The sequence below is a fragment of the Granulicella mallensis MP5ACTX8 genome, from assembly GCF_000178955.2.
Classification (GTDB): Bacteria; Acidobacteriota; Terriglobia; order Terriglobales; family Acidobacteriaceae; genus Granulicella; species Granulicella mallensis.
On the sequence record NC_016631.1, the window covers coordinates 1,350,899 to 1,375,553 of the forward strand.

The window sequence follows — 24,655 nt, forward strand, 5'->3', positions numbered from 1 at the left end:
GTTTCCTGCACTCCCATAGGCAACTCCCACTCGACGAGGTTCATCCATTGCTACGATTTCTCCGCACAGAGTTTGCCATTGGCGACCTCACTCAGCGCCAATCTATTCTAAAATTGCTGGCGAAGGAAAATAAGCACGGACAGATGGTCCATGGCTCCCGAACTGAAGTTACTGACTCTCGTCAACCTCAAGACAAATACGAGGGCTTGAACGGAACATCCACTTCAGATCGCGTGAAGATCCATTCACGTATCCCCTCGCTTGATGTGCTCCGTGGTGTGGTCATGATGCTTATGGCGCTCGATCACACAAGGGATTTCTTCACGAATCAAAACATCGATTTGATGGACCCTTCCCATCTGAGCCTGCCCTATTTTTTTACTCGCTGGATCACTCACCTCTGCGCGCCTACATTCGTCTTTCTCGCTGGAGTGGGAGCGTATATGCAGCTCGCACGGGGACAAAGCAAAGGCGCAGTTTCGCGTTTTCTCGCCATACGCGGTTGTTGGTTGATCTTTCTCGAACTGACGATCGTCTATTTTGTCTGGATCGGAATGCCGGGAGTCAGCATTCTGCAGATTATCTGGGCGATAGGCGTGTCGATGGTCTTTCTGTCGGGATTGGTCTGGCTACCCATTCCCGTGGTCGCCGCGATTGGAGTGATCCTGGTTGCAGGGCATAACACTCTGGATGGTATCCATGCGGCTTCCCTGGGGAATTGGTCCGTTCTTTGGAGGCTCGGGCACGAGCCGGGCTTCGTGAGTTTTCACGGTAGACCGATCCTCTATGTCGTGTACCCAATCGTCCCTTGGAACGGACTGATGGCCCTGGGCTTCTGCTTTGGCCGCTTATGGACCGCGCCGGCTGGCCAACGCATTCGCTGGTCGGCGGGACTCGGCACTGGGCTCGTTGCACTCTTTTTGATCCTCCGAGCTTTCCACGGGTACGGCGATCCCAATACATGGGCCAGCCAACACGGCATAGCGCCTGCTATTACGACCTTCCTCAACGTAGAAAAGTACCCACCCTCGCTGCAATATATCTGCATCACGATAGGACTCTCTCTTCTGCTCTTAGCCTGGTTCGAATGGTTGATTTCTTCTGGCCGCGCACCCTGGCTGCGGAGTACCGCGGAGGTCTATGGACGTGTCCCTCTCGCCTACTACGTACTACACGTGGGCTTGATCCATCTCCTCACGATCATTACATGTGCTCTTACCGGCCATGATTGGCATCGCTTCACTACACCACTTCCATACGGCAGTGTGGCACTCGGGACGCCGCAAGGTTACGGCTTTAGCTTGCCGGTAATCTATCTCATCTGGATCGGAATTGTCGCATCGCTGTATTGGCCTATGAAGCGTTACGCGAGCTATAAGAGAACTCATCCCGAGAACAAATGGCTCAGTTATCTCTAAAGTGCTGAAGCTGGCAATGCACCAAGCACAAAGACAGAGGCGAATGCGCCCGAAGCAACCAATGCGATGAACTACGGGCGCGCCATCACCGACTATCCTGCTAATACTTTGGCTTTTTCTTGATTGAATTCCTCTTCCGAGAGGATGCCCATATCCAGTAATTCCTTCAGATCCAGCAGGGACTTTTTCTTCGCCGCCGTAAAGTCGCTAGCCGTAGCAGTTCCAGGGATGATTTCAGGTTGCGTCGCGGACCCAGCTTGCAAGATCAGTGCGGTGATCTCGTTATAACCCTTGATGTTGCTGTAATCGACCGCTTTTTGTTCCTTAACATTGGCGATGGCGATGTCAGCTTTATGTTCCAGCAGGCATTTCACTACATCTTTTTTGCCGGATGCGACGGCGTAGTGCAAAGGCGTGTTTCCGCCTTCGTCCTGCATGTCGACGTCCACGCCCTTTTCCAGCAGCAGTTTCACCATGCTTAGATGGCCCTTCTTGGCAGCCAGATGGAGCAGGCCTTCGCCACCATAGGTGTAAGTGGTGTTGAGCGAGAACCTCGCCTCGATCGAAATGTCATTCGTGGAAACTGCCCACTCAAGATAACTGCCGATAGCGGCAGCCGTGTCGCCACCCAGTGGCCTGGCATAGTTGACGTTCGCTCCATGTTGCAGGAACAGGTCTACGATCTCCTTCTGATTGTGAGCACAGGCATACCAGATCGGTGACACGCCCGCGTTGTTGAACATGAGCACGTCCGCGCCGCGCTCTACCAGCAGCTTCACGAGCATCCGATTGCCTTGCTCGCATGCGATGAGCAGAGAGCTTCCGCCGGAGTTGTTGGTGTGGTTGACGTTCGCGCCCTTGTCCAGAAGTACCGTCATCATCGGCAGGGCCTGGGCACGCGTGGCAAAGATGAGTGCCGTGTCGCCATTCTTGTCAACGGCGTTGACGTCCGCGCCCTTGTCCAGCAACAACTGCGCCGCCTCTTTGTTGAACCCGCTCGCCGCGACCATGAGAGGGGGCAGCGCCTCGTTGTTCAGCAGATTAACGTCTGCCCCGAGTTCCAGCAGCTTGCCCACAATTTCGGCCTGTCCTGTTCGCGCCACGAGGTGCAGCAGGCTGTTACCGAATCTGTCATTGATCTTTGGATTCGCCCCCTTGTCGAGCAGATAGAGCGCGGTCTGCTTCTGCTTTTGCCGGCAGGCGAAGAACAGTGGCGTCTCACCATCATGGTCTTCGTAATCGATATCCGCGCCCGCGTCGATCAGGGCTTTTACGATATCCAGATAGCCCCGGTGCGCGGCATAATGCAGGGCCGTCCGGCCTCGCTCGTCCGTGTATTTGACATCGGCTTCGTTGCTCGCCAAGAGCAGTTCGGCGATCTTCCGGTTGCCGTTCTCGCAGGCAACAATGAATGACATTGACATGGTTTTTTATTCCTACGGATTGGTCTTATTTTGCCTTCAGCAATAGCTCGACCGTCTTGATCTTCAGATTGTCCTGCTGCGCCAAAGTGAGTGGGGTTTCGTCTTTGTCATTGGTGAGCTCGGGGTCCGCTCCAGCTTCCAACAACAGCTTCGCTTTTCGATAGGTCTCTTTGGCTGCATTGGTATCGTAATTGACGTTGAACCCGCAGACCTTGTGTAGCAGGGTGTTGCCTTTGTCGTCGCGGCGGTTGATCTCGATCGCTCCGGCGTCCAATACGGTCTTTAGTAATTCAACCGACTTCTCGGCGATCCAGTCCGCGCCCGATTTGGGCGCCTCGTAATAAGGAGAGGTCTGATAGATATTCGCTCCGTCCTGCAACAACTCCAGCAGCAAGGCCTTTTGGCTCTCCGGCGGGTTGTCGGACAAGCCTTTCACGAAGCTCGTAAAAAGATGTTGCCCATCCTTTGTAGTCAGGTCGAAATCCGGCGAAGAGAACTGCTTCAGAAGCTGATACGCCTCCTTGCCCTGTTGTCTTGTCACTGCTTCGTAAAAGGCAGTGATGCCTTTATGGTTCTGCTCGTTGGGGTTTGCGTCCTGTTGCAGCAGCAGTTCTATGAACCCGCCGGGCAGGTTTTCCTTGACCGCTGCCAGTAAGGTCGTATTGCCCTCGATGTCCTTTGCATCCACTTCGACGCCTTCTTGAATCAGCAGCTGCAGATAAGCCAGCTTCAGCTCATTCCTTTGCATCCTGGTGCCGATGACATAGTGGATGAAGTTGCGCTCCGCATTGTCTTTGTAGCGGGCGTCGCAGCCTGCCTCGATCAGGCATTGAATGGCAGCGGGCGCTGCACTTTCGTGTAGGAAGAACCCCAGCAGGGTCTGACCCTTGACCTCATCGTTCCGGTTATCCGTCTTGTCGAGAAGAGCTTTCAGGAACTCTAACGAGGATCCCTCGTCTGTAGTGTCTCTCGCCAGCGCCTGATAGAGACCGTATTCGAATGTATCCAGCTCGTAGATGTCGGTCTGTATCTGTCCGCCCCTGATTAAAGCATCAGCGATATCGGCTGCTTTGTAGCGGACGATGTTACGGAATATCTGGGTTCTATTGTTTTGGAAATACTGCGCTTCAACCGTCTCCCCGGCTGCAATGAGAGCCCTGGCGTCGTCCATTTTGCCGTCCAGCAGGGCCTGTGTGAGTGTGCTGTGCGCGCTCATGATCTCAATGTACCTTATGCCATTTTCGATGGATGCGGGCGGCATGTGAATATGCCGATTCCTTAGCGTTCGCACAAGTGGCTTTCTAGAAGGGAGCCGGCCAGGTATGAAGCGGTAGCTGTGACGCGGTACTTGTGGGAGACGCGAGTGCCCACTCGCATCTCCCACGGGAGCAGGACAGGATTAGATGGCCAGGGACCAGTGGTCTTTTACCAGTCTTTTTGCGATGTCGAATTCGGGAGTAAGGGTGACAGCTTTCGCCAGCCCTTCCAGTTCATCGAGCACCAGATTGTTGGTCTCATTCTCGGGAATGTAGTTGGGGAGGGTGGGGTTGAGATAAGCGTAGCGGCCGGGCAGCATCATGCGAGCGAGGTCGGGGATGAGACTGGTGGAGGTTCCGTTGAGAGAGGCGTTCAGGACTGGCGATGGCAGCCCGTTGATGAGGAGAGGCGGAACGTTGTAAGGGTTGTCGGGGTCGCCTGTCTGCCATTGCTGGAAGCCCCAGGACTGTGTTGCGCTTCCAAGGCTATTGGCCATAAGACCTGTGCCGAAGCAGATCGCGACGATATCGGACGGATTGACACCCGAGTTGATGGCCAGGGCGATTGCCGCAAGCGTGGGATCGTGGTTGACGAAGGCGCCATCGATCGTGCCTTGATAGTTGCCGAACTTATGGGAGCCAAACATGCCAGGCATGGCCGATGTGGCAACGACCGCATCCGCAAGTTTGGTGTCGGCTGTAGGGGAATCGGGAAAGTTGTGAAGGAGAAGCGGTTGCCAGGGCGTGCCCTTCTGGCCGACGTCGAAGGAGGTAAATAGAAGCTTTTGATTCTTGTCGCTGAGCTTCTGGAGTCCATATTTTGCATACATCCCCGCGGCAAAGAGTTCGACGGGGTAGGCCGGCTTGGTAGGATCGCCGCCGCTGTAGTACTTGATATAGAACTCCCGGTCGGTGGTCCTATAGGTGGTGACGATCTCCTGCGGGCTCTCCCCATTCACCAGAGCGGCGATGATAGTACCGCCGGTGGAGGTTCCGGCCAGCATGCTGGCGCCTGAGACGACATTGGAGTGTTTCTCAAAAAGTGCATTCAGCAACGTAGCGGAGGCTAGTCCGCGGATGCCCCCGCCGACGAACGATAGAATCGTAAAACTGCTCATGATGATTCTCCTGTTTGTGTTGCCCGGTCAATTGGAACGGGGCTATGTGGGTGGATGATCGCGCAGCTACAGCGGAGATGGGAACGCTTGCTTTAGCCTCGTAGCTGGCACGGGCAGGGTTTCGGTCCGGGAATTAAGTAAATGGCATATTGGGGAAGTTCCTCTGTTCCTTGACGGAGTATTCGATCTTCATAATGGTTGCTTCATAAGCATCATGAAGATCGTTCATAGGTAACTGCCTCCGCTCCGCCCCGAAAGGACGAGGTCGTAGGTGCGCAATGAGAGGGGACATAGAAGCTAATTCCATTTCGCGTGTTCAATGAGAATCTTTGGAGGATGCGCAACGCGTTCGAGCTAGTTGGTTGCCTATCCGCACATTCTCCAGGTGGCGAGCGTGCTGTGACTCTACGACAGTAAAGTGTCGGCGACTGCCTTAGTGCAAGGGGCTCTTAGGCCGGAGCCATTGCACTAACGCGGGCCGAACTCAACTCTCGCGTTCAAGCGAGAGTTGAGTTCGGCCTGATCACCAGCGGTCGTTATCGTGTCAATTGGTAGACATCTACGCCGCCGTTGTAATTCGGTACGTAGATGTGACCGCCGTCGATCACTGGCGGGTCAAACTTGTTGAACAGGAATGCAATGCCTTCGGCCTGCGAATCCCACAGGACTTTCAACGAGCCATCGGCAGCAAGGTGGACCGGGTCGTATACCAGTAAGCGTCCGTTCGTTACGGCCTTGTTGGCGTCACGGTAGGGAATCGTGCAGGCCAGGATAGCCGTGTTCGGGTCGGCCCCATTGCTGGATCCGCTGCAGAAGCCTCCGGGCATGCCACCGTGTTGAACGGTTGTGCGAACCTCTGAGCTGGCAAACTCGTTGCTTTGGGCGAGATAGGACAACGTTCCCGTGTCACTCACCTTCCATTTGTGGAGTTGGTTGTTCTCGCCCCAGGCGAAGATCGTCCATGAATTCAAGACAGGATCGAAATACTGGACCGGCGTCATGTGCATGTGCGCCGTGTCTCCCCAGGGAAAGAAGTTCAGGACCGTTGGATCTGTGGGACATGGATCGACAGGTCCTGGATCGACCGTCAGCCACACCGGAGCTCCGGCGAGCTTCGCGCAGTTTGCCGGGGGATTTTTCAGGTCGGCAACGGTCGTTCCTCCCATGTTCGTCGTCTTGATGGGAAAGGCAATTCCATCCTTACCGCTAGCGACACATACGCCAAGGGGGAAGATGCAGGCCGGACCGGCGGAGCCCCAGTCTTCGTCCGCCCAGGCACCCTGGGCCATATCGGGATACACGCGGACGCTCAGCTTGCCCTCAGCGCTCATGGAGGTTTCCACTCTGGCATTCTTGAGCGACATGTTCATCCCGCTGCCCACAGGCTTGCTCATTGCCTCGGTGGCAGCATTCATTCCGGCGAGCTTGCCAGCGGGAGGCGCCTGACCGCCACTTCGGCCCATATCGGTCCACGGAGTCCAATGGTCCACGACCGCGATGTTGGCTTTGGTGCTCCCTGAAGGGGGTGTGTACTTCAGCTTGAGAAATGACTCTCCCCACTGGGTCGCGCCGTCGAAATCTCCATTACCGGTAATCACGTACAGATTGCCCTGCGCGTCTGCCGCTGCGCCTTGTCCGGCCATCCAAATGCCTGCGCCCTCTCCAGCGGTGGTCGCGAAGATCGCCGTCTGGGTATTGCTGGCGACATCGAAGGCGAAGCAATAGCCTGCAGCGCCAGGGTCTGTCTCATCGATGGTGCCTGAACAGCCAAGCACCGTCTTGACGCCTGCGACATTGGTTTCAACGAGAGAGGATCGCTGCTTCCGGGGATAGCCGTTGAAGTCCTGCCCATTACTGGATCCCTGGATCATGACCGGTGGCGTGACCATGCTGCCGTCGCCCACATTGAGAACAAACATAAAGTATCGCGCTGCCTTCGGATCACTACTGGCGGGGGCAGCCGGCATAGGAGTTCCATGGGCATTCGGCACCACCCAGCAAACCTGATAGAGCCGCTTCAGCTCCGGGTCGATGACCCCTGTCGATACGCAGCCCCAGTGTTGGTTGATGCCCCAACCATCAATAGCCCTGGTCCCGTCGATCGGGGTTCCCAGCTGGACCTGCCAGATGCCCGATCCGTCATGCGCATCGACTCCGCGCACAACGTTGGCCATCGACGGCAGCACCATGACATCCCGCACTCCCCGCGAAGTTGTCACCTGCGGCAGGATGAGCGGCTGCGCTTCCATGCCGCGAGCATCTCCGGCCAGTGGGATGATTGTGCTTCTTACGATGCCTTTGGTGCCAACGGACGCTTGCGTCAGTATCGTCTCGTGCGCGTTCCAGCCGCTCCTGGAGTTGTCTGCCGAGCGGGTAACCCATGGCACCATGGTTTGAGCAGTGAGAGGAAGAAAAGAGAGCAGACTGATCGTTCCGGCTGCTATGCGAAAAATCTTCGAGATCAGAGAAATTCTCAACGTGATGTCCCCCTGTAAGTAACTACAAATTGATAGCCCGCGCCGCTTGCCGCCAGCCCGGAACCTGTGGCCGAAATCGTATGCCGATGTGTTCTGAGACGATAGTTTTTCCATCTGGAGATACGACTGTCGTCGAGAGCGTGATTCCCACCGGAAGCTGTGCTGAAAGTTGCAGCGAGATCTCAGAATCGTTCGCGCAATCGATGTAGGTCCAGCCGGCATGTTGTGCTGTTGGATAGGCGTTGATATTTTCCGCAGCGTTGCTGACGGATCGATATCCCGCGCGTTACCCGCCATGCCAGCCCTCTGTCTCTAGATTGATTGAATGGCCCGCGAGTATTTTGGTGAGAATCCTACTTTGCTATTCATGTGGATTTTGGTCAAGAGATTTTAAAATATTCAGCGAACTTTCCTGCAAGCGTTGTTTCGCAGGCACTACATTAACCTCCGCCTGTTTTGCGCCATGCGCTCTTCGTTCAAGAAGGTGTGTGCCCGAGCCTAGGAAATAGCAGCTAGCCAATACATATATCTATGCACTTCTCCGGATGCGAGTGTAGGTGCGAATTTGAATCCATTCCGCATGCTTCATGAGAATTCATTGCGTATACGCGACGAATTCCGGATAGCTCGTTGCTTATCGGCAATGTTCTCCAGTAGGCGAGAGAGCTTGTTGGTTGTGACCGTAAAAATACCAGCGACTTGCCTCTGGTTTAGAAGCTTGGTCAAAGCTTATTGGCTTTGCCATTCTGCGTAGTACGCCTGCGATTGAAAACTGCGAAAGGGATAATGAAACGACTGTGCAGTAATCGTTGCAGGGTTGCAGGAATGTTTGCGAAATATTTACTTTAAATTTTTTGACCAAAAGCCACATGAATAGCAAAGTAGGATTCTCACCAAATTACTCGTGGGGGAAGCCTGTGCATTTGTCGCGTCAAATTTCCTTATTATGGGATTGCTCGCGATCGGCGGTGCGGCAATCTTCCCAGTGATGCTTCATTCAACACTCGGACCCCAATATTCCCTCACCGCTTACACCATTTCCGCGAATCACACTGCTTTGCTGATCGCCTCCTTCTGGTGGCCGATTGGCTTCGCTCTGGCAGCGGCATACTTCATCTTTATTTCCAGGTACTACGCGGGAAAGGTCAATGCGAATCGTGACAATCAAGGCTTCTACTAGTCCGGACATGACTTCTATGCACCCAAAGATCGAAGAGAAGCGCAACGACGGATTGATCTGAGGAACATGCGTATGCGGGGATAGTTTTTATTCTGTTTCTTCTTCCAATTCGACTGCATCCACACTGGCGTAATTCTGATCTGGCACGAACGACACAATTAACTTACCTTGTGCATTTGGGTGGAGTCCATGAAATGTCTTCTTGAAGGCATGGCCTGGACCAGCTTCCTTTAGGATGTCAAGATTTCGTGTTAACGCTGTTCCATTGCAGAGTACGTCGAAGACCCGACTTCCGACACCGCCAGTCTTTGATTGACTCGTACCCCAGTACTTTTCCGCAAAATATAATGTCAGCGCATAGCTCCCTTTGTCTGCGGGTAGTGCATAGCTGAAATTGCCATATCGTTCCCCGGCATATAGACCTGGGTCTTCCGTCCCGGCTACTGTAATCTTGTCGTTCGCCAGTTGTCCTCCGCCGAAGTAAGTATCGGGAGACCAGAGATCTCCCGCCTTATCTACAAAGAACTCATTTTGCGCCACCATGCGAATGGGACGTTGATGGTGCGCTATTCCTGGAACGATTTCGATTGCATTAATCATCGATTCTCCCAAGACACTTGAAAAATTCAACTGGAGATTGCCATCCGGTCCAGGGTGAATGTCCTTGAATACCCTCACGTCGGCTGTATTCGCTCCGGCATCGGCAACAATATCGAATTGACTCAGAAGGAGGGCTCCATTGAGTTGTACGTTGAAGACGCGACTGTTTTCTCCGCCCCCCAAACTGCTTGTCGGACTATAGGTGGTTTCGGCAAAGTAGAGTCGCATCTCATAGGTCCCGGGTTTGAGCGGGATCTTGTAGGAAAATGTTCCCGACCGTGATGTGAGATACATCTCGGAATCCCGGGTACGCGCAATGTACTGATCAGGCAAGTCCGTTGTGGCTCCGCCTGAAAAGTAGCGGTCTCCCATCCATACGTTGCCTTCATGGTCTTTAAAGATCGGTCGGCTATATCCACAACGAATACGGATCTCCGGACCGGACGGCAATACGGGGGCGAAGGGTGTCGAGGCAATGGGTGCATTGCTCGAACGCGTAAGATGAACCAGGTTCGACGAGAGCCGTGCCACGATCAATGCGCAGATGATTACCGGAAGAACATACAAGAAAATCCTGTTCTTTTGTACGAATCTCCGGCTGGTCATGGGGGCAGCGACTGAGGAATCTCCGGGAGCGGTTTCCTGATTCTGGTCAGGCACAGAGGGAAAGTGCGGTTCGATGGCGGTGCGATCTACAAATTCCGGCAGGTAATGTCCGGTAGCGACTACGATCTCTATCGGCTCGTGCGCGCCTTCTCCTTCGTAAAATTCACGCAGTTTCTTTCTCAGGCGGTAAACCTCGACCCGCACTATCGAATCCGTTGCCTGATCGAAGCTTTCTGGGCGGTGAAAGACGTCGGCGGCGATCGAATATTCTTTGATGTTGTCGGTATCGCCTTCGAAATACTTCTGGCAGATATATTCCAGCAGGTGGGTCAGCCGAGGATTTTTTCTAAATCTTGGTGATGCGAGTACTGCCTCGAGTGCCTGACGTTCTTCTGCTAAACGTGCCGGTTGCGGAATCGTTCCCTGTGTCGCCATGAGTCTGTTTCTCTGTGATTGCAGAGGGCAGGGAGGTCCCCACCCTGGTCAAGGGGGATCGCGGCCTGGAGGCCATTCCAGAGGGTTGTTGCCGGTTGGATCATGAAAATCGTCCAGTCGATAGATCGGACTGCCGGCAGCTTCGATTGCGGAGCTATGTCCATGTGCGAGATTTCAGAATGATGAATGCTGTCAACTTCGCTCGTCCCGGGAAGTCGATTTCCTCGCGAGGGGTATTAGCGCTGCAAAAAAAGCTACGAGCATTGACGCGTCCCAATATAACCCCCTAAATTTCCCAGTGCAAACACGAGGTAACGGTGAAAGATACCGCAAGGTAACAGATGTAACGTTTACGGTTTCGACTAAAGGTCCATATAAGTGGGGAGTCATCGACTCCGATGAGTTGGAATCTCTCCCCCAAGGACCTTTATGACTCGCAACCTATCGAAACTTCGCCAAGCGATCTTCTTCCTGTGCTTCCTGGCCTCGGTGAGCGTCATAACTAATTGCTCATACGCACAATCGGCCTCGAGCTGGCAGCTGGTCTGGAGTGATGAGTTCAATGGCCCGGCTGGTTCTGCCCCTAATTCCCAAAACTGGACCCTTACCCAGGGGCTGACCCCTGATGGAGCCCAAAGTTACAACTGCCTGTTTGGTCAGACCACGAATGGATGCGATCCCAACAACCCCAACGTCTATCTGGACGGCAACGGAAATCTGGCTATCGTGGCGCGTTCGGCTGCGGCTGCCCCCAACGGAGTTACAACCGGACGAATCTCGTCGACTTCCGGAACGAATAACTCCACGATTCTCTTCGGCACTCAATATGGCCGCGTCGAAGCAGGCATGACTCTACCGGCGGGGACAGGGAACCAGGGCGTATGGCCGGCCTTCTGGATGTTGGGGAACAACATCTCCTCGATCAATTGGCCAAGCTGCGGCGAGATGGACATTATGGAGTACATTGGTGCCGCCAATCCCACACAGGTCTATGGAACGCTTCATGGACAGGGGTATGGCAACGATGGGTTGGGCGTTCGAGCTACCAATACAGCGGGGTTCGGCGGGTACCATGTCTTCGGTATGATCTGGAGTCCAAATCAGGTCCAGTTCTACGTAGACGACGTTACGAACATCTACGGGACGATCTCCACTGCCGATCTTATGGCGAACCAATCCTGGGTCAATGGTGGACTGGCAGCATGGCCCTTCAACAATCCCTTCTTCCTCATCCTCGACCTGAACATGGGCGGCCCTTTCCCAGGGAATGTCAGTAGCGCGACGACCTATCCTCAGACCTTGTTGGTCGACTATGTCCGCGTCTACCAGGCCACGCCTCCAGCGGCACCAACGCATGTGACTGCGACGGCTTCCTCTCAGAGCCAGGTTGCTCTCAACTGGACCGCAAGCACGACCACGGATGCAACGTACAACGTCTATCGCAGCTCAATCTCCGGAACGCCGCCGCAGTCCCAGAGCCAACCGAATCCGGCCGTCATCCCGCAATCGAATCAGACTTTGATCGCCAACAACATTACGGGAACCTCGTTTGCCGACGCCAATCTTGCACCCGGGCACACGTACTTCTATACGGTGACAAGTAGCGGAGGTTATTCCGGGGAATCGGCCGCTCCGCAGGCTTCGGTAACGCTGCCTGCCAGCGGTGTAGGAGCGAATGGCGGCGCGCTTCACGTAAGCGCCGCGGGCTACAGCGGGACGGGGGCATATATCCAGAACTCCCAGGTAAGCGGTGGGTTTACGAACGCCTTCACCGCCACGGTTGATACCAGCGCCGTCACCAATCCGGCTCCTCAGGATGTGTACCACTCCGAGCGTTGGGGACCACAGAGCTGGACCATCGCGCATCTTTCTCCTGGCAGCAGTTACGACCTTCGAATGCACTTCGCCGAATCCGCCTGGACTGCAGCCGGCCAGCGACAGTTCAACGTATTGGTCAATGGCCAACAGGTACTGACGAACTTCGATATCTTCGCCACGTCCGGTGCCCAGAACAGAGTGGTAACGCAAACGATCAACACTGTGGCCGACCAAAACGGGGTCATTCTTCTTCAATTGGCACCTGGGGCGGCAGACCAGCCGGAGATTCGCGCCCTGGACGTAACCCCTTCAACCGGTGGCACGACCTATGGCAATACTGGAGGCAGCACTGCCTACATTGCGATCGATTCCGGCGGCCCGGTTGAGGGTGCCTTCGAAGCTGACGTGAATGGCGGGAGCTTCGGACTTCCACAAAACCCGCTGACGGCGGGCGGGGGGACCAACACCACAACGCAAACCATCAGCACTGCAGGTGTCACAAACCCGGCTCCTGCTGCGGTCTACGAGACAGAACGGTACGGGGCCTTCGGGTACGTCTATACCGGACTGCTTCCAAGTTCCATCTACACCATCCGGCTCCATTTTGCAGAGGGCGTTACGACCCATACCGCGGCAGGTGATCGTCTCTTCAACGTTTCGGTCAACGGTACTCAGGTGCTGACGAACTACGATATCTTTGCCACCGCCGGCCTCAATCAGGCTGTCATTCAACAGGTCACGGGCACATCGGACGAGCATGGAATACTCTCGGTGCAGTTGTATCCAGGCGCGACCGACCTGCCCTCGCTGCGTGGAATTGAAATTACGCAGACAGGGACCGCACCTCCACCCCCGGTTCTTCCCGGGGCGCCGACGGCACTTAGCGCGACGACAGCTTCGGCCAGCCAGATCAACCTGAGTTGGACGGCGAGCAATACCTCCGGCGTGCAGTACCAGGTATTTCGGCGCACAACGTCCGGATTTACACCGTCAAGCAGCAACCAGGTGGCTACGACCACTACGACAACCTATTCCGATACGGTCTTAGCGGCAGCGACTACCTACTACTATGTGGTTGAGGCCAGCAACGCGTCGGGAAGCTCGCCGGCCTCCAACCAGACCAGCGCCACAACGGCTGGCAGTGGCGGCAGTAACACCGATGTAGTGGACATCAACGCAGGTGGAACGGCCGCAGGCAGCTATCTGGCGGACACCGACTTTACAGGTGGCACGGCGTCCTCGACCACAGCGACAATCAATACCTCCCTGGTAGCCAACCCCGCTCCGCAATCCGTTTATCAGACGGAGCGGTTCGGGGATTTCACTTACACCATCCCCAACCTGACTCCCGGCGCAAGCTACACCGTGAATCTGCACTTTGCGGAGATCTACTGGACTGCTCCCGGCAAACGGCAGTTCAACGTCCTGATTAACGGAGCCACCGTGCTGACGAACTTCGATGTCCTTGCCACTGCGGGTGGAGAAGACATCGCCATCGTCAAATCGTTTCCTGCGACCGCCTCCAGTAGCGGAACCATCACCATACAGTTCACCACCGGCGCCGCTGACCTGCCCAAGATCAGTGGGATTGAAATTACTCAACCAACGTCTCTTCACAAGACCGATCTTCAGATCGATGCGGGCGGCGCTGCCGGCGGTACGTGGCTGGCGGATGAGGACTTTAACGGCGGGACGGCCTCTTCAACGACAGCTGCGATCAACACCTCCCTGGTGGCCAACCCTGCTCCGCAAGCCGTCTATCAGACGGAGCGGTTCGGGGACTTCACTTACACCATCCCCAATCTGACTCCTGGTGCAAGTTACACCGTAAATCTGCACTTCGCGGAGATCTACTGGTCTGCTGCGGGCAAGCGACAGTTCAACGTCCTGATCAACGGAGCAACCGTGCTGACGAACTTCGATGTCTTCGCTGCGGCTGGGGGTGAAGATATCGCCATCGTCAAATCGTTCTCTGCAATCGCCACCAGTAACGGAACCATCACGATACAGTTCACTACCGGCGCCGCCGACCTGCCTAAGGTTAGCGGGATTGAGGTTGTGGGCTGAACCTTTGTAAACCTGGTGCGGCAATCGCTCGCCGCTGCGCTAAACCACTCACGTCACCTATACCCACGAGGGATTCATGCGACTTTCGATCACGCTGCGCAGTAAACTCCTGATTCTTAGCGCTGCATGCGCTGTTACATGCGGTTTTACGAATCGAGCCGTCGCACAATACAACTCCACCATCTTTGGACCGAACGTCTATGTTTTCGATCCATCCGTTGCAGGATCTGTCATCAACGCCGACATCGCTTCCATCTCAAACCCCACGGTTAGCAGCGGACAGTTCAGCAGCAGCCGTGCGGCAGTTCTGTTCAAGCCCGGTACATACTCCGGAGTGAGCCAGGAGGTAGGCTTTTACACCTCCATCGCCGGACTGGGACTAACACCGGATTCGACGGTGCTCAATGGTGGTGGCCTCTACCTGGATGTGACCGACAGCAATGGCAACGTAACGACGAACTTCTGGCGGTCGATGGAGAATCTCCGCATCAATGTGCCCGCAGGCGATACGGAGACCTGGGCTGTCTCGCAGGGGGCTTCACTTCGCCGCGTTCATATCGCCGGCGGTCTGGAGTTAAGCAATCAGAGTTGCGGCGAGGCGAGTGGAGGCTTTATCGCAGATGCCACGGTTGATAATGGGATTAACGCCTGTTCACAGCAGCAGTGGTACACCCGCAACAGCACCATGGCCTCGTTCAGCGACAATGTGTGGAACTTTGTCTTCTCCGGCGATACGTTTACATCCACGGCACCTTCCAATAGTTTTCCTAAGAACACGATCCTTTCCACTACTCCTGTCGTGCGTGAGAAACCTTATCTCTACGTCGACAGCAGCGGGAACTATAACGTCTTTGTGCCTGCTGTGAAGAGTTCTTCCAGTGGTGTCGACTGGACAGCCAACAATGGGTTGGGAACAGGCTCCAGTGACGCCATCAGCACCTTCTTTATCGCCACGCCTTCGAATACCGCAGCTCAGATCAACTCCGCGTTGGCATCGGGCAAAAATCTTATCCTGACTCCCGGCATCTACAATCTCTCAGCGCCTATCAGTATTACGAACGCGAACACGATCATGCTGGGGCTGGGGTATCCGACGCTGATTCCGCAAAGTGGCAGCTCCGCGATAACAGTCGCCGATGTGAATGGCGTGCAGATTGCAGACGTCCTGATCGACGCCGGTCCAACGAACTCCTCTGTGCTTCTGCAGGTGGGCGTCGCCGGTGCTACACGTGTAAGCCATGCTTCGAACCCCACTTCGATCAGTGACGTGTACTTTCGTATCGGCGGTGCAGAGGGGGGCTCTGCTACTACCAGCCTCGAGATCGATAGCGATAACGTCATTCTCGATAATGTGTGGGCGTGGCGAGCGGACCACGGTACCGGTGTGGGTTGGACCTCCAACACCGCCTCGCATGGGCTTGTTGTCAATGGTGACAATGTGACTGCGCTTGGCCTTGCTGTCGAGCACTATCAGCAGAGCCAGGTGCAGTGGAATGGCAACGGTGGCGAAACGATCTTCTACCAGAGCGAAGATCCGTACGACGTCCCGAACCAGACCTCGTGGACCTATAACGGTGCAAACGGGTATCCCTCGTACGAGGTCACATCCAACGTGTGCTCGCATACCGCGTATGGTCTGGGTATTTACTCCTTCTTCGATGTCACAGGAGTGACGATCTTTCAAAGCAACGCGATTCTCGCCCCGAACGTCTCCGGAGTGAACTTCACAGACATGGTAACTGTGATGCTTAGCGGCTCGGGCGGCATCAGCAATGTCATCAACAACACAGGAGGATCTACAGTCTCTGCCGGAACGCCGCATGATCTTACGACGTACAACGGAAGTGGAGCGTGCTCCAGCACAGGGGCTTCGAGCGTCGAGATCAACTCCGGCGGCGGCGCAGACTCGCCCTTTGTTGCAGACACGGATTACACCGGCGGCTCGTCTTATGCTGTTTCCAATACGATCTCTACGGCGGGCGTAAACGACCCAGCGCCGGAAGCGGTCTACCAGGATGCTCATGAGGGTACGGCGACTTACACCGTTCCAGGCTTTGTTGCTGGCAGTACCCATACTGTAAGGCTGCACTTCGCGGAACTCTACTGGTCCACTGCTGGCAAACGTCAGTTCAATGTTGCTATCAATGGAGTACAGGTTCTCAATAACTTCGACATAGTGCAAACGGCAGGTGGTCAATATAAGGCCAACGTGCAGCAATTCACCGCCACCGCCAACAGCGCAGGCCAAATCGTAATTAGCCTAAGCAATGGAAGTGTTGACCAGCCAGAGATCAGCGGTATCGAGATTCATTAGCGCCAACTTAGTTGCTATTGAAGATGAAAGATCATCTGGTTTCATCACCGTAGACTTCATCGTCTACGGTGATTCTTTCTGCGTCCATGCATTTTCGTCGGAAGGGCGTGCAGCAGTGGGATGGGCTAGAGAATTAGCGATTGGACCCAAATCGGGTCTGGGGCAAAAAACCTGTGACTCTAACTAGTTGATTGCTTGGTATCTAAATGGTCGGGGCGAGAGGATTCGAAATGGCAAAAGATCCCTTAGTCCTCGCAGATGGTGGTCCTACCGAAGTTCAGGTTGGACCCGTCGACTTTCCGTATCTTGATCTTGGGCCCTTTTCGTTTTCAGGTTTTTGCAATAGCGATTACCACAGAGCAGTTCCCGTAGGTGTATAGCGAACCACAGGTCTATACGTTCTTTTTCCCTAAGAGAAACAGCACTCGCAGGGATTATCCACTTCACATCAATACGAGAACTGCTCTAGCAAATGCCCCGCCGCACGATGGAGGATGTTACGGGGTAGCTTTGTTAATCTTCAGCTGGGACACGTAGATCTGTTGGCCTTCTTTGGACGTGCCGTCACCCTTATTAGCCAGGATCAGCACCCATTCATTGTTTCGGAAGGCCGTCGTCATGCCCGTAGTAGAGTCGGTTTCCGGTTGGATATTCGAGGATTCGTAGATCTCCTTGTTGCCAGACCACGCCTGGTTGGTGAGCATTGCCCAGTAGATCTCTTTGTACTTCTCGCCTTTGTAGGTCATGTACATTGAACCGTTGTACAACGCGATACCGGGCGGTACATTAGACTTCGGGGTTTTAAATTCGCCACGCTTGTCCTTGATGTCTTCGTTGCCGCTCCATTCCTTAGTGATGACGTTATAGGAGGCCCACATCAGCTCGTCGCCGTGGCGTGCCTTGAAAATGACCATCACGGTATAGCCGTAGCCGCACAGCGTAGGTCCGTAATCCGACTGTGGCGTTCCGTTCGAGGCGACCTTCTCGATCTTGCCCATATTGGTCCAGGTTGTTCCATCAAAGGTTGCTGTGAAGAGGTCGCTGTCCTTCTGCCAGCCAAGCCACAGAGCCGCTGAACTTCCGGTGCCCTGCACGGTCAGCGAGGGTGCGTGATCGGTCGGCAGATTTTTGCCGCCGATGCTAATCAACTTTCCATCCTGCCATTGGCCGGTGGGGCAGGCCAGCGTCGTTAGCATGATCGGATACTCGTCGTCGATTTTGATCGACGAGCGATAGGCCATGTAGAGTGTTTCATTGAATACGGCGAGGCTTGGTCCATTGCTGGTGTAGAGTTTTTTATTGTTGATGGTCTCCACTACATCCTCTTTCCAGATATTGTCCTTGTAAAGACATTGCCAGATGACATTGGTTTCGTCGTAGGAGCAATAGGTGAACAACAGACTGTCGGAAAAGTAGGCCACAGCAGGTGTGGCGCTAGTCCGCGGGCTAATTTTGCCATGGTTGGCGGAGAGTACCGCGATTGATTGGTTGCCGGTCCACGAGCCGTCGCTCGATGGGATTTCCAGGGTGGATTGCTCTGACATTTTTCTCCTCCGGATGCTGGTTTGTGTGTAGCGTTAACGTTGAAAGTCGCAGGATCTCCATCGTCCAACCCGAGGTTAGCCGTTGAATAAACATGGGTATGATGCAGAAATCCCGGCGAACGCGTGTGCAACTGCGACTTCGCACACGTGCGATCTAGAGGCACGAAAGAGTCTTTGCGCTTCGGCCTCCAGCTCGGGGATCGACGATTGCCGCATAAGGGCATAGACGGTTCTCGGCAGTTGAAAGCCGCTACTGTGCGGATTTCAAACTGTGCACCATCCTCACAAACGAAAAACGGACCGCCCACTCTTGTACAGTGCTCATCGCCTGGTACAAGAGTGTCGCGCCACAATAGCAGACTATGATTCAACGCGTTCAGAGATTGGCACTGACGGGGAACATTGCCTGGGGTATGTTCAGGGCGTTATAGAAACCGCGACTATGTGGCAGGTCGCCAATGAGAAGACTACTCAGGCCCAGGTGCCTATGTTCTGCCTAAACCCTAAGGCCACGAACGAGGTCATCATTCGCAAAATACCCATTTGGGCTATCGAATATCCAGAAGATACAAAGGGCTCAGCAATAGAATTTCTTATCAGCATGCTTGTTGGAAACTATCCCTGTTCGAAATGGCCTAAGGGCTGCTTGGCACGTGCAGATTGCCCCTGGTGAAAGCAATGTTGAGTTCACCCCTATAATGCTATGCCCGAGTTTCAACGGCTTCAGACAATACAAGGACGTATGCGAGCCTTCACGTTTTATGGGGACGCTATCGAGAGTGAACGAATATGCCTGAATCTTCGCGGGATCCCTTGAAACTTCAACGCGATCTTCTCGATTCAATAAATGACAAGGACGCTCCTCGGAGTCGCGTGCAGCAGTGGGACTGATCGAAGAATTAGCGATTGGACCCAAATTGGGTCTGGGGCAGAAACGCCCGTGACTTTAACTAGTTGATTCTTTGATGTTTAAATGGTCGGGGCGAGAGGATTCGAACCTCCGACCCCCTGGTCCCGAACCAGGTGCGCTACCAGACTGCGCTACGCCCCGAACCTCTGGTGGTGTTGTCTTGCCGGCTTGTGATGGGAGCAAGACGCTCAGTTCCTAAAACCTCTGGAACCTGCCGCTTGCCGACCGACTGATCTAGTCTAGCAGAAAATAAGGGTCTTGCCTCGACAGCACAACCTGAGAAGCTGTCCAAAACTGTTCCAGGGCATCTTCTGACCGTTGAGCCGGAGATTGCTGAAGCTATACGGCCCGCGTAGAATAGAACGAGTGAAAGTTACCTGTATGTGCGGTTGTCGCTGTCCACAGCTCTTTGGCTGTTGTTGACACCTTTCCGCAACCTGGCTGTCCTTCACTTTTACAGCCTGTAGTTGGTACCTTCACCCCATCAAATTCCAGATTTATCCATTGCCGGCAGGTCAGCCGGAGGCGCGGGTGCAAATGCGCCGAACCAGGAGGATTCCTTGCCAATCAAAACTGCTCCAGAAGAAAACGTCTCGGAGGTGCTGCGAGAGCGGCTGAACCATCTGCAGGCGCTTGAAGCCGAGAGCCTCTATATTCTGCGCGAGGCTGTCGCTGAGTTCGCGAAGCCGGTGATGCTGTACTCCATCGGCAAGGACTCGAGTGTCATGTTGCGGCTGGCGCAGAAGGCGTTTTATCCGGGCAAGATTCCGTTTCCGCTGCTGCACGTCGATACCAGCTACAAGTTCCCGGAGATGATCTCGTTTCGCGACACCTATACGAAGGAGATTGGCGCCGATCTTATCGTGCATCGCAACGAGGCGGCAATCGCCGATGGAGCCAGCCCCTGGAAGCTCGGCACGCAGAACTGCTGCGGTGCTTTAAAGACGCGGTCTCTGCTGGATGCCCTGGAAGAAGGCGGCTTCGACGCTGCTTTTGGCGGCGCGCGGCGCGATGAAGAAAAGAGCCGTGCGAAGGAGCGTGTTTACAGCTTCCGCGATGGGGCGGGGCAGTGGGACCCCAAGAACCAGCGGCCTGAGCTGTGGAGCCTCTACAACTCGCGTCTGCGCAAGGGTGAGAGCATTCGAGTCTTCCCGCTGTCGAACTGGACGGAGCTCGATATCTGGCTCTACCTCTACTCTGAGCAGATCCCTATCGTACCGCTGTACTTTGCGGAAGAGCGTCTGGCGGTTGTACGTGGCGGTTCAATCACGCTGATACACGATGGTGTACGTCTGTTGCCCGGCGAGAAGCCTGAACTGATGAAGGTGCGGATGCGTTCGCTGGGCTGCCTGCCCTGCACGGGCGCGATTCGCAGCGATGCGGACACGCTGCCGAAGATTATCGAGGAGCTGATTACGTTCCGCCGCAGCGAGCGCGAGAACCGCGCGATCGATCACGATGAAGAGGGCTCCATGGAGCTGAAGAAGCGGGAGGGCTACTTCTAAATGAGCACACAGGGATTGGGTTTGAACGATAGTGTGCGCGAGACGGCCTTCCGCGCTTTTCTCGATGCACATCTCGACCAGGAGATGCTGCGCTTTACGACTGCCGGCAGCGTCGACGACGGCAAAAGCACGCTCATTGGCCGTCTGCTGCACGATACCAAGAGCGTGTATGAAGACCAGCTTGCCTCGATTCGCGCGAGCCGCGTAAACCGCGCGGGCGCAGGTGTCGTCGATCTTTCGCTGCTGACCGATGGTCTGAAAGCGGAGCGCGAGCAGGGCATTACGATCGATGTGGCCTACCGCTACTTTTCGACCTCGAAGCGGAAGTTCATCATCGCCGATACTCCCGGGCACGAGCAGTACACGCGCAATATGGCGACCGGAGCTTCCACTGCGGACGTGGCGATTGTTCTGATCGATGCGAACGCTTTCGCGAAAGCTGATGGCTTGTTGCCGCAGTCGCGCCGCCACACGTATATCGCCAGCCTGCTGCGGATTCCACATGTGGTGGCGGCGGTGAACAAGATGGATCTCGTCGGTTACTCCGAAGAACTGTTCCAGCGTATTCGCGAGGAGTACGGCAAGCTCACTACGCAGCTCGGTCTGCCGAGTGTGGAGATCATTCCCGTAAGCGCGCTGGCTGGCGACAATGTCGTGGAGCCTTCAACGGCCATGCCGTGGTACACCGGTCCCACGCTGCTGGAGTATCTGGAGACGGTGCCGCTGGAACTCGTTGAGGCCAAGCATGGGCCGCTGCGTTTTCCAGTGCAACTGGTCATGCGGCCCGATGCGACCTTTCGCGGATTTGCCGGACGCGTTGAACGCGGTGAGGTGAAGCCCGGCCTGCGGGTGAAGGCCTTGCCGAGCGGGCGTACTACGCGTGTGAAGAGCATCGTGACCTATGACGGCGAGTTGAAGTCCGCGAGCTTTCCGCAGAGCGTGACCCTGGAGCTTGAGGACGAGATCGATCTCAGCCGCGGCGAGATGCTGGTGGCGGAAGATCAGGCGCCGCCGCTCATCAGCACGCAGTTTCGCGCGATGGTGGTGTGGATGGGCGAAGACCCGCTCGTCGTGGGCAAGACCTACCTGGCCAAACACACGACCCGTACTGTGCGTGCGACCGTGCGGACGATTCGCTATCGCGTGGACGTGAACACGACCGAGCATCGCGATGCGGCAAAGCTAGCAATGAATGACATCGCCGAGGTGGAGTTCGAGACCAGCCTGCCGCTGTTCTTCGATACCTATGCCGAGAGCCGCGGTGCGGGATCGTTGATCCTGATCGACGCGGTGACCAACGCCACGGTGGGCGCGGCGATGATCAACGCGTCGATAGACGACTCCGAGAGTGCTGTCGAGCACAAACCGGCCTTTCTCTTCTTCCAGGGCGATGAGGCTGCGGCCATCTCGTTCCGTGAAGAGCTGCATCATCTCGGTCAGCGGGCGGTGATCGTCGACGATCCGCTGATTCCCGAGAGCACCTTGGTAGCGGTAACGCGTGCTTTGCAGCTCGCTGGTGTAACGGCCATCTCCGCGCGCGCGGTTCTCAGCTCTGAAACTGTTGCCTCACTTCGGTCATCTACTGAAGACCACTTCGTGCAGGGCCTTGAGGCTGCGCGGACCTGGCTGGAGGCGAAGCGATGAGCACGGTGTCAGTCGATATCGAATCGTTGCAGGCGGAAGAGCTAGTTGCAGAGATCGTGCGCGAGTCGCAGGGTGAAGCTGTATGCCTGACGAGCAGCTTCCAGACCGAAGACATGGTCGTGCTGCATCTGCTGCGCAAACACCTGCCGCATGTGCCGGTGATCTTTCTCGAAACGGGATATCACTTTCCCGCATTGATCGAGTATCGCGATCGCCTGGCGCAGGAGTGGGATTTGAACCTCATTAACGCGATGCCGCGCACGACGCTTGCCGAGCATGAGAAAGAGTTTGGCCTCTTGCATATTGTGGAGCCCACGAAGTGCTGCCAGATTCGCAAGGTCGAGCCTCTGATGCGCTCGCTGGAGCCGTACTCCTGGTGGTTTACCGGGCTGCGGCGCGAACAGTCGCCGACACGCGCGGGGCTCAAGAAGATTGAAGACCATAAGCTGCCGACCGGCAAGCAGATGAAGAAGATCAGCATCCTGGCGGACTGGGACTGGGCACGCGTTGAGGCCTACGCGCAGGAGCACGGGATTCCACGGCTCTCGCTCTACGACCAGGGCTATACGAGTATCGGCTGCGAACCCTGCACGGCCATTCCAGCAGCGGGTGCGGATGCGCGCAGCGGGCGCTGGGGCGGCAAAAAGCTGGAATGCGGCATCCATACCTTTAGCGAGAAAGAATAAGCGCAAAGGAGTATTCTGCGCATGATGCGCGAACGTCGCCAGATTGTTGAGCTTTGGGAGCGCGGCGAGGCCGAAGCCCTGGTAACGCTCGTGCGCGTGGAAGGCTCGAGCTATCGTCGTACAGGCGCACGGCTATTGGTGGCCGCGAACGGCGATTATGCAGGTTCTATCTCTGGTGGCTGTTTGGAGGCCGAGGTCGTTCGCAAGGCGAAATGGCTTGTCCGCGAGGGCGCTACGATCCAGCGCTACTCGACCTTGTTCGATGATACGGCTGAGATTCCTTACGGTCTCGGGTGTGGTGGCACGGTGAACCTCTTGCTCGAACCAGCGGGGACACCGGAGTTCGAGAGGCTGATGGAGGGCATGCGTTCGTCCCTGCGAGGTGAGACGCTGTTTGTTGAGACGGGGCTTCCGACCGCTGGAAAGGCGCTGTACCGCATCATTCAAAGCGTAAAGACTGCTTTTCCTCCGCGCGTCAGTTCTGACTGTCCTTCCGATTCCGGCAACGCCTTCTGCGAAACGCTCGAGCCGCCACAGCGGCTCTTTGTCTTTGGGGCGGGTGATGATGCTCGGCCGGTCGTGCGCATGGCATCACTGCTGGGGTGGAGCGTTATTGTGGTGGATGCGCGTCCCCAATGGGCACGGGCCGAGCGCTTTCCCGAAGCAGAGCGTGTGCTCGTATCGCCAGTCACTGACGATTTGCGCATCGACTCGAGAGATGCCGTTGCCGTGATGACGCATAGTTATGAGCAGGACCGCGCGTGGCTTGCTGCTGTCTTGCCCCACAGCCCACGCTATCTTGGATTGCTGGGAGCGCGGCATCGCAGCGCTTTGCTGGTGAGCGAAGCGGCTGCCCTGTTGGGGTGGACACTGGAACGTGTCTGCGCGGGAATCTTTGCTCCTGTTGGGCTGGATCTTGGCGGCGACGGCGCGGAGGCGATTGCTCTTTCAATCGTTGCGGAGATACAGGCCTGTCGTGAAGGGAAGCTTGGTGCCTCGCGGCGCATGGCCCCCGAGACGGTTATGGCGCTGATTGCTAAAGAAGGAGCGTCGCGCTACGTGCAAACGCAGTGTGCTCTATGAGTATTGCGGGAATCGTTCTGGCCGCGGGTTCTTCAAGCCGGCTGGGCAGGCCAAAGCAGACAGTCGTGCTCGATGGCGAGATGCTTGTGGAGCGTGCCGTGCGTGTGGCGCAGGAGGCCGGACTTTCACCAGTAATCGCTGTGATGAACCCTGAGGGTGACTTCGGTCACTCACTGCAACAGTTGGGCTGCCTTGTTGTGATCAATGAAAGTGCCGCAGAGGGTATGGCATCTTCAATTCGCCGCGGTGTGGTTGTGGCGAAGATGCGGAAGGCCAGTGGCGTCGTGTTGATAACCTGCGATCAGATCGCAATCAGTCCTGAGCATCTGCAGGCTCTATGCGAGGAGCCTGCAATCATCGCCGGTTCAGGATATGCAGGCAGAGTTGGCATTCCAGCATACTTTCCTGAGTCGAGCTTCGAGAGCTTGCAGCAGTTGAGTGGGGATGTGGGTGCACGTGAACTGTTGCGGACTGCGCGAGTGGTGGCGAATGAAAAGCTTGCGCTCGATATCGATACGGAAGAGGATCTAGCACGCGTACAAGATACGCTCTCGTAGCGTGGGTCCGGAC

The 24,655-nt window shown here is 55.7% G+C and carries 16 protein-coding genes and 1 tRNA gene; 10 read left to right on the forward strand and 7 right to left on the reverse strand.

Annotated elements, in window-relative coordinates; translation table 11 throughout:
* Window positions 1-233: 233 nt before the first annotated feature.
* Window positions 234-1,418 (forward strand): DUF1624 domain-containing protein, encoded by a 1,185-nt coding sequence (locus tag ACIX8_RS05700; protein ID WP_044176246.1) that lies wholly within the window; start codon window positions 234-236, stop codon window positions 1,416-1,418.
* Between the two features lie 92 nt (window positions 1,419-1,510).
* On the opposite strand, the gene ACIX8_RS05705 is transcribed toward ACIX8_RS05700, so the two are convergent.
* The 4 genes from ACIX8_RS05705 to ACIX8_RS05720 form a co-directional block, all read right to left on the reverse strand.
* A complete protein-coding gene (locus ACIX8_RS05705) occupies window positions 1,511-2,842 on the reverse strand; it encodes an ankyrin repeat domain-containing protein (RefSeq protein WP_014264374.1) in 1,332 nt (443 codons plus the stop codon).
* A 25-nt stretch (window positions 2,843-2,867) separates the two neighbouring features.
* Window positions 2,868-4,103 (reverse strand): ankyrin repeat domain-containing protein, encoded by a 1,236-nt coding sequence (locus tag ACIX8_RS05710; protein WP_014264375.1) that lies wholly within the window; start codon window positions 4,101-4,103, stop codon window positions 2,868-2,870.
* Between the two features lie 138 nt (window positions 4,104-4,241).
* Window positions 4,242-5,216: a patatin-like phospholipase family protein gene (locus tag ACIX8_RS05715; protein WP_014264376.1), complete on the reverse strand. Its 975-nt coding sequence runs from the start codon at window positions 5,214-5,216 to the stop codon at window positions 4,242-4,244.
* Window positions 5,217-5,752: 536 nt separating this feature from the next.
* Complete coding sequence (locus ACIX8_RS05720) at window positions 5,753-7,693, reverse strand: hypothetical protein (RefSeq protein ID WP_044176248.1); 1,941 nt, start codon at window positions 7,691-7,693, stop codon at window positions 5,753-5,755.
* Between the two features lie 946 nt (window positions 7,694-8,639).
* Here ACIX8_RS05720 and ACIX8_RS05725 point away from each other — a divergent pair.
* A complete protein-coding gene (locus ACIX8_RS05725; protein ID WP_044176250.1) occupies window positions 8,640-8,873 on the forward strand; it encodes a hypothetical protein in 234 nt (77 codons plus the stop codon).
* 87 nt (window positions 8,874-8,960) lie between these two features.
* On the opposite strand, the gene ACIX8_RS05730 is transcribed toward ACIX8_RS05725, so the two are convergent.
* The gene (locus ACIX8_RS05730) at window positions 8,961-10,514 is read right to left on the reverse strand and encodes a malectin domain-containing carbohydrate-binding protein (RefSeq protein WP_014264379.1); all 1,554 of its coding nucleotides are present in this window, start codon (window positions 10,512-10,514) and stop codon (window positions 8,961-8,963) included.
* A gap of 429 nt (window positions 10,515-10,943) precedes the next feature.
* Here ACIX8_RS05730 and ACIX8_RS24385 point away from each other — a divergent pair, with 429 nt between their 5' ends.
* Together ACIX8_RS24385 and ACIX8_RS05745 are read left to right on the forward strand one after the other, a co-directional pair.
* Entirely contained in the window at window positions 10,944-14,399 is a 3,456-nt protein-coding gene (locus ACIX8_RS24385) for a malectin domain-containing carbohydrate-binding protein (protein ID WP_014264380.1), read from the forward strand.
* Between the two features lie 76 nt (window positions 14,400-14,475).
* The gene (locus ACIX8_RS05745; RefSeq protein ID WP_014264381.1) at window positions 14,476-16,713 is read left to right on the forward strand and encodes a malectin domain-containing carbohydrate-binding protein; all 2,238 of its coding nucleotides are present in this window, start codon (window positions 14,476-14,478) and stop codon (window positions 16,711-16,713) included.
* Window positions 16,714-17,210: 497 nt separating this feature from the next.
* On the opposite strand, the gene ACIX8_RS05750 is transcribed toward ACIX8_RS05745, so the two are convergent.
* Window positions 17,211-18,257: a hypothetical protein gene (locus tag ACIX8_RS05750; protein ID WP_014264383.1), complete on the reverse strand. Its 1,047-nt coding sequence runs from the start codon at window positions 18,255-18,257 to the stop codon at window positions 17,211-17,213.
* Between the two features lie 271 nt (window positions 18,258-18,528).
* Here ACIX8_RS05750 and ACIX8_RS26475 point away from each other — a divergent pair, with 271 nt between their 5' ends.
* Entirely contained in the window at window positions 18,529-18,930 is a 402-nt protein-coding gene (locus ACIX8_RS26475) for a Rap1a/Tai family immunity protein (protein WP_223295472.1), read from the forward strand.
* A 301-nt stretch (window positions 18,931-19,231) separates the two neighbouring features.
* On the opposite strand, the gene ACIX8_RS05760 is transcribed toward ACIX8_RS26475, so the two are convergent.
* Window positions 19,232-19,308 (reverse strand) — tRNA-Pro (locus ACIX8_RS05760).
* 419 nt (window positions 19,309-19,727) lie between these two features.
* Here ACIX8_RS05760 and cysD point away from each other — a divergent pair.
* The 5 genes from cysD to ACIX8_RS05785 are packed head-to-tail and all read left to right on the forward strand — an operon-like array spanning window position 19,728 to window position 24,642.
* Window positions 19,728-20,672 carry a sulfate adenylyltransferase subunit CysD gene (cysD, locus tag ACIX8_RS05765; protein ID WP_014264385.1) on the forward strand — a complete coding sequence of 315 codons (945 nt, stop codon included), beginning with the start codon at window positions 19,728-19,730 and terminating at the stop codon, window positions 20,670-20,672.
* Complete coding sequence (gene cysN / locus ACIX8_RS05770) at window positions 20,673-22,316, forward strand: sulfate adenylyltransferase subunit CysN (RefSeq protein WP_014264386.1); 1,644 nt, start codon at window positions 20,673-20,675, stop codon at window positions 22,314-22,316.
* The gene (locus ACIX8_RS05775) at window positions 22,313-23,002 is read left to right on the forward strand and encodes a phosphoadenylyl-sulfate reductase (RefSeq protein ID WP_014264387.1); all 690 of its coding nucleotides are present in this window, start codon (window positions 22,313-22,315) and stop codon (window positions 23,000-23,002) included. The genes cysN and ACIX8_RS05775 overlap by 4 nt, the downstream gene beginning before the upstream one ends.
* Before the next feature lie 21 nt (window positions 23,003-23,023).
* The gene (locus ACIX8_RS05780; RefSeq protein WP_014264388.1) at window positions 23,024-24,085 is read left to right on the forward strand and encodes an XdhC family protein; all 1,062 of its coding nucleotides are present in this window, start codon (window positions 23,024-23,026) and stop codon (window positions 24,083-24,085) included.
* On the forward strand, window positions 24,082-24,642 hold the full coding sequence (locus tag ACIX8_RS05785; protein WP_014264389.1) for a nucleotidyltransferase family protein: 561 nt from the start codon (window positions 24,082-24,084) through the stop codon (window positions 24,640-24,642). The genes ACIX8_RS05780 and ACIX8_RS05785 overlap by 4 nt, the downstream gene beginning before the upstream one ends.
* Window positions 24,643-24,655 lie beyond the last annotated feature (13 nt).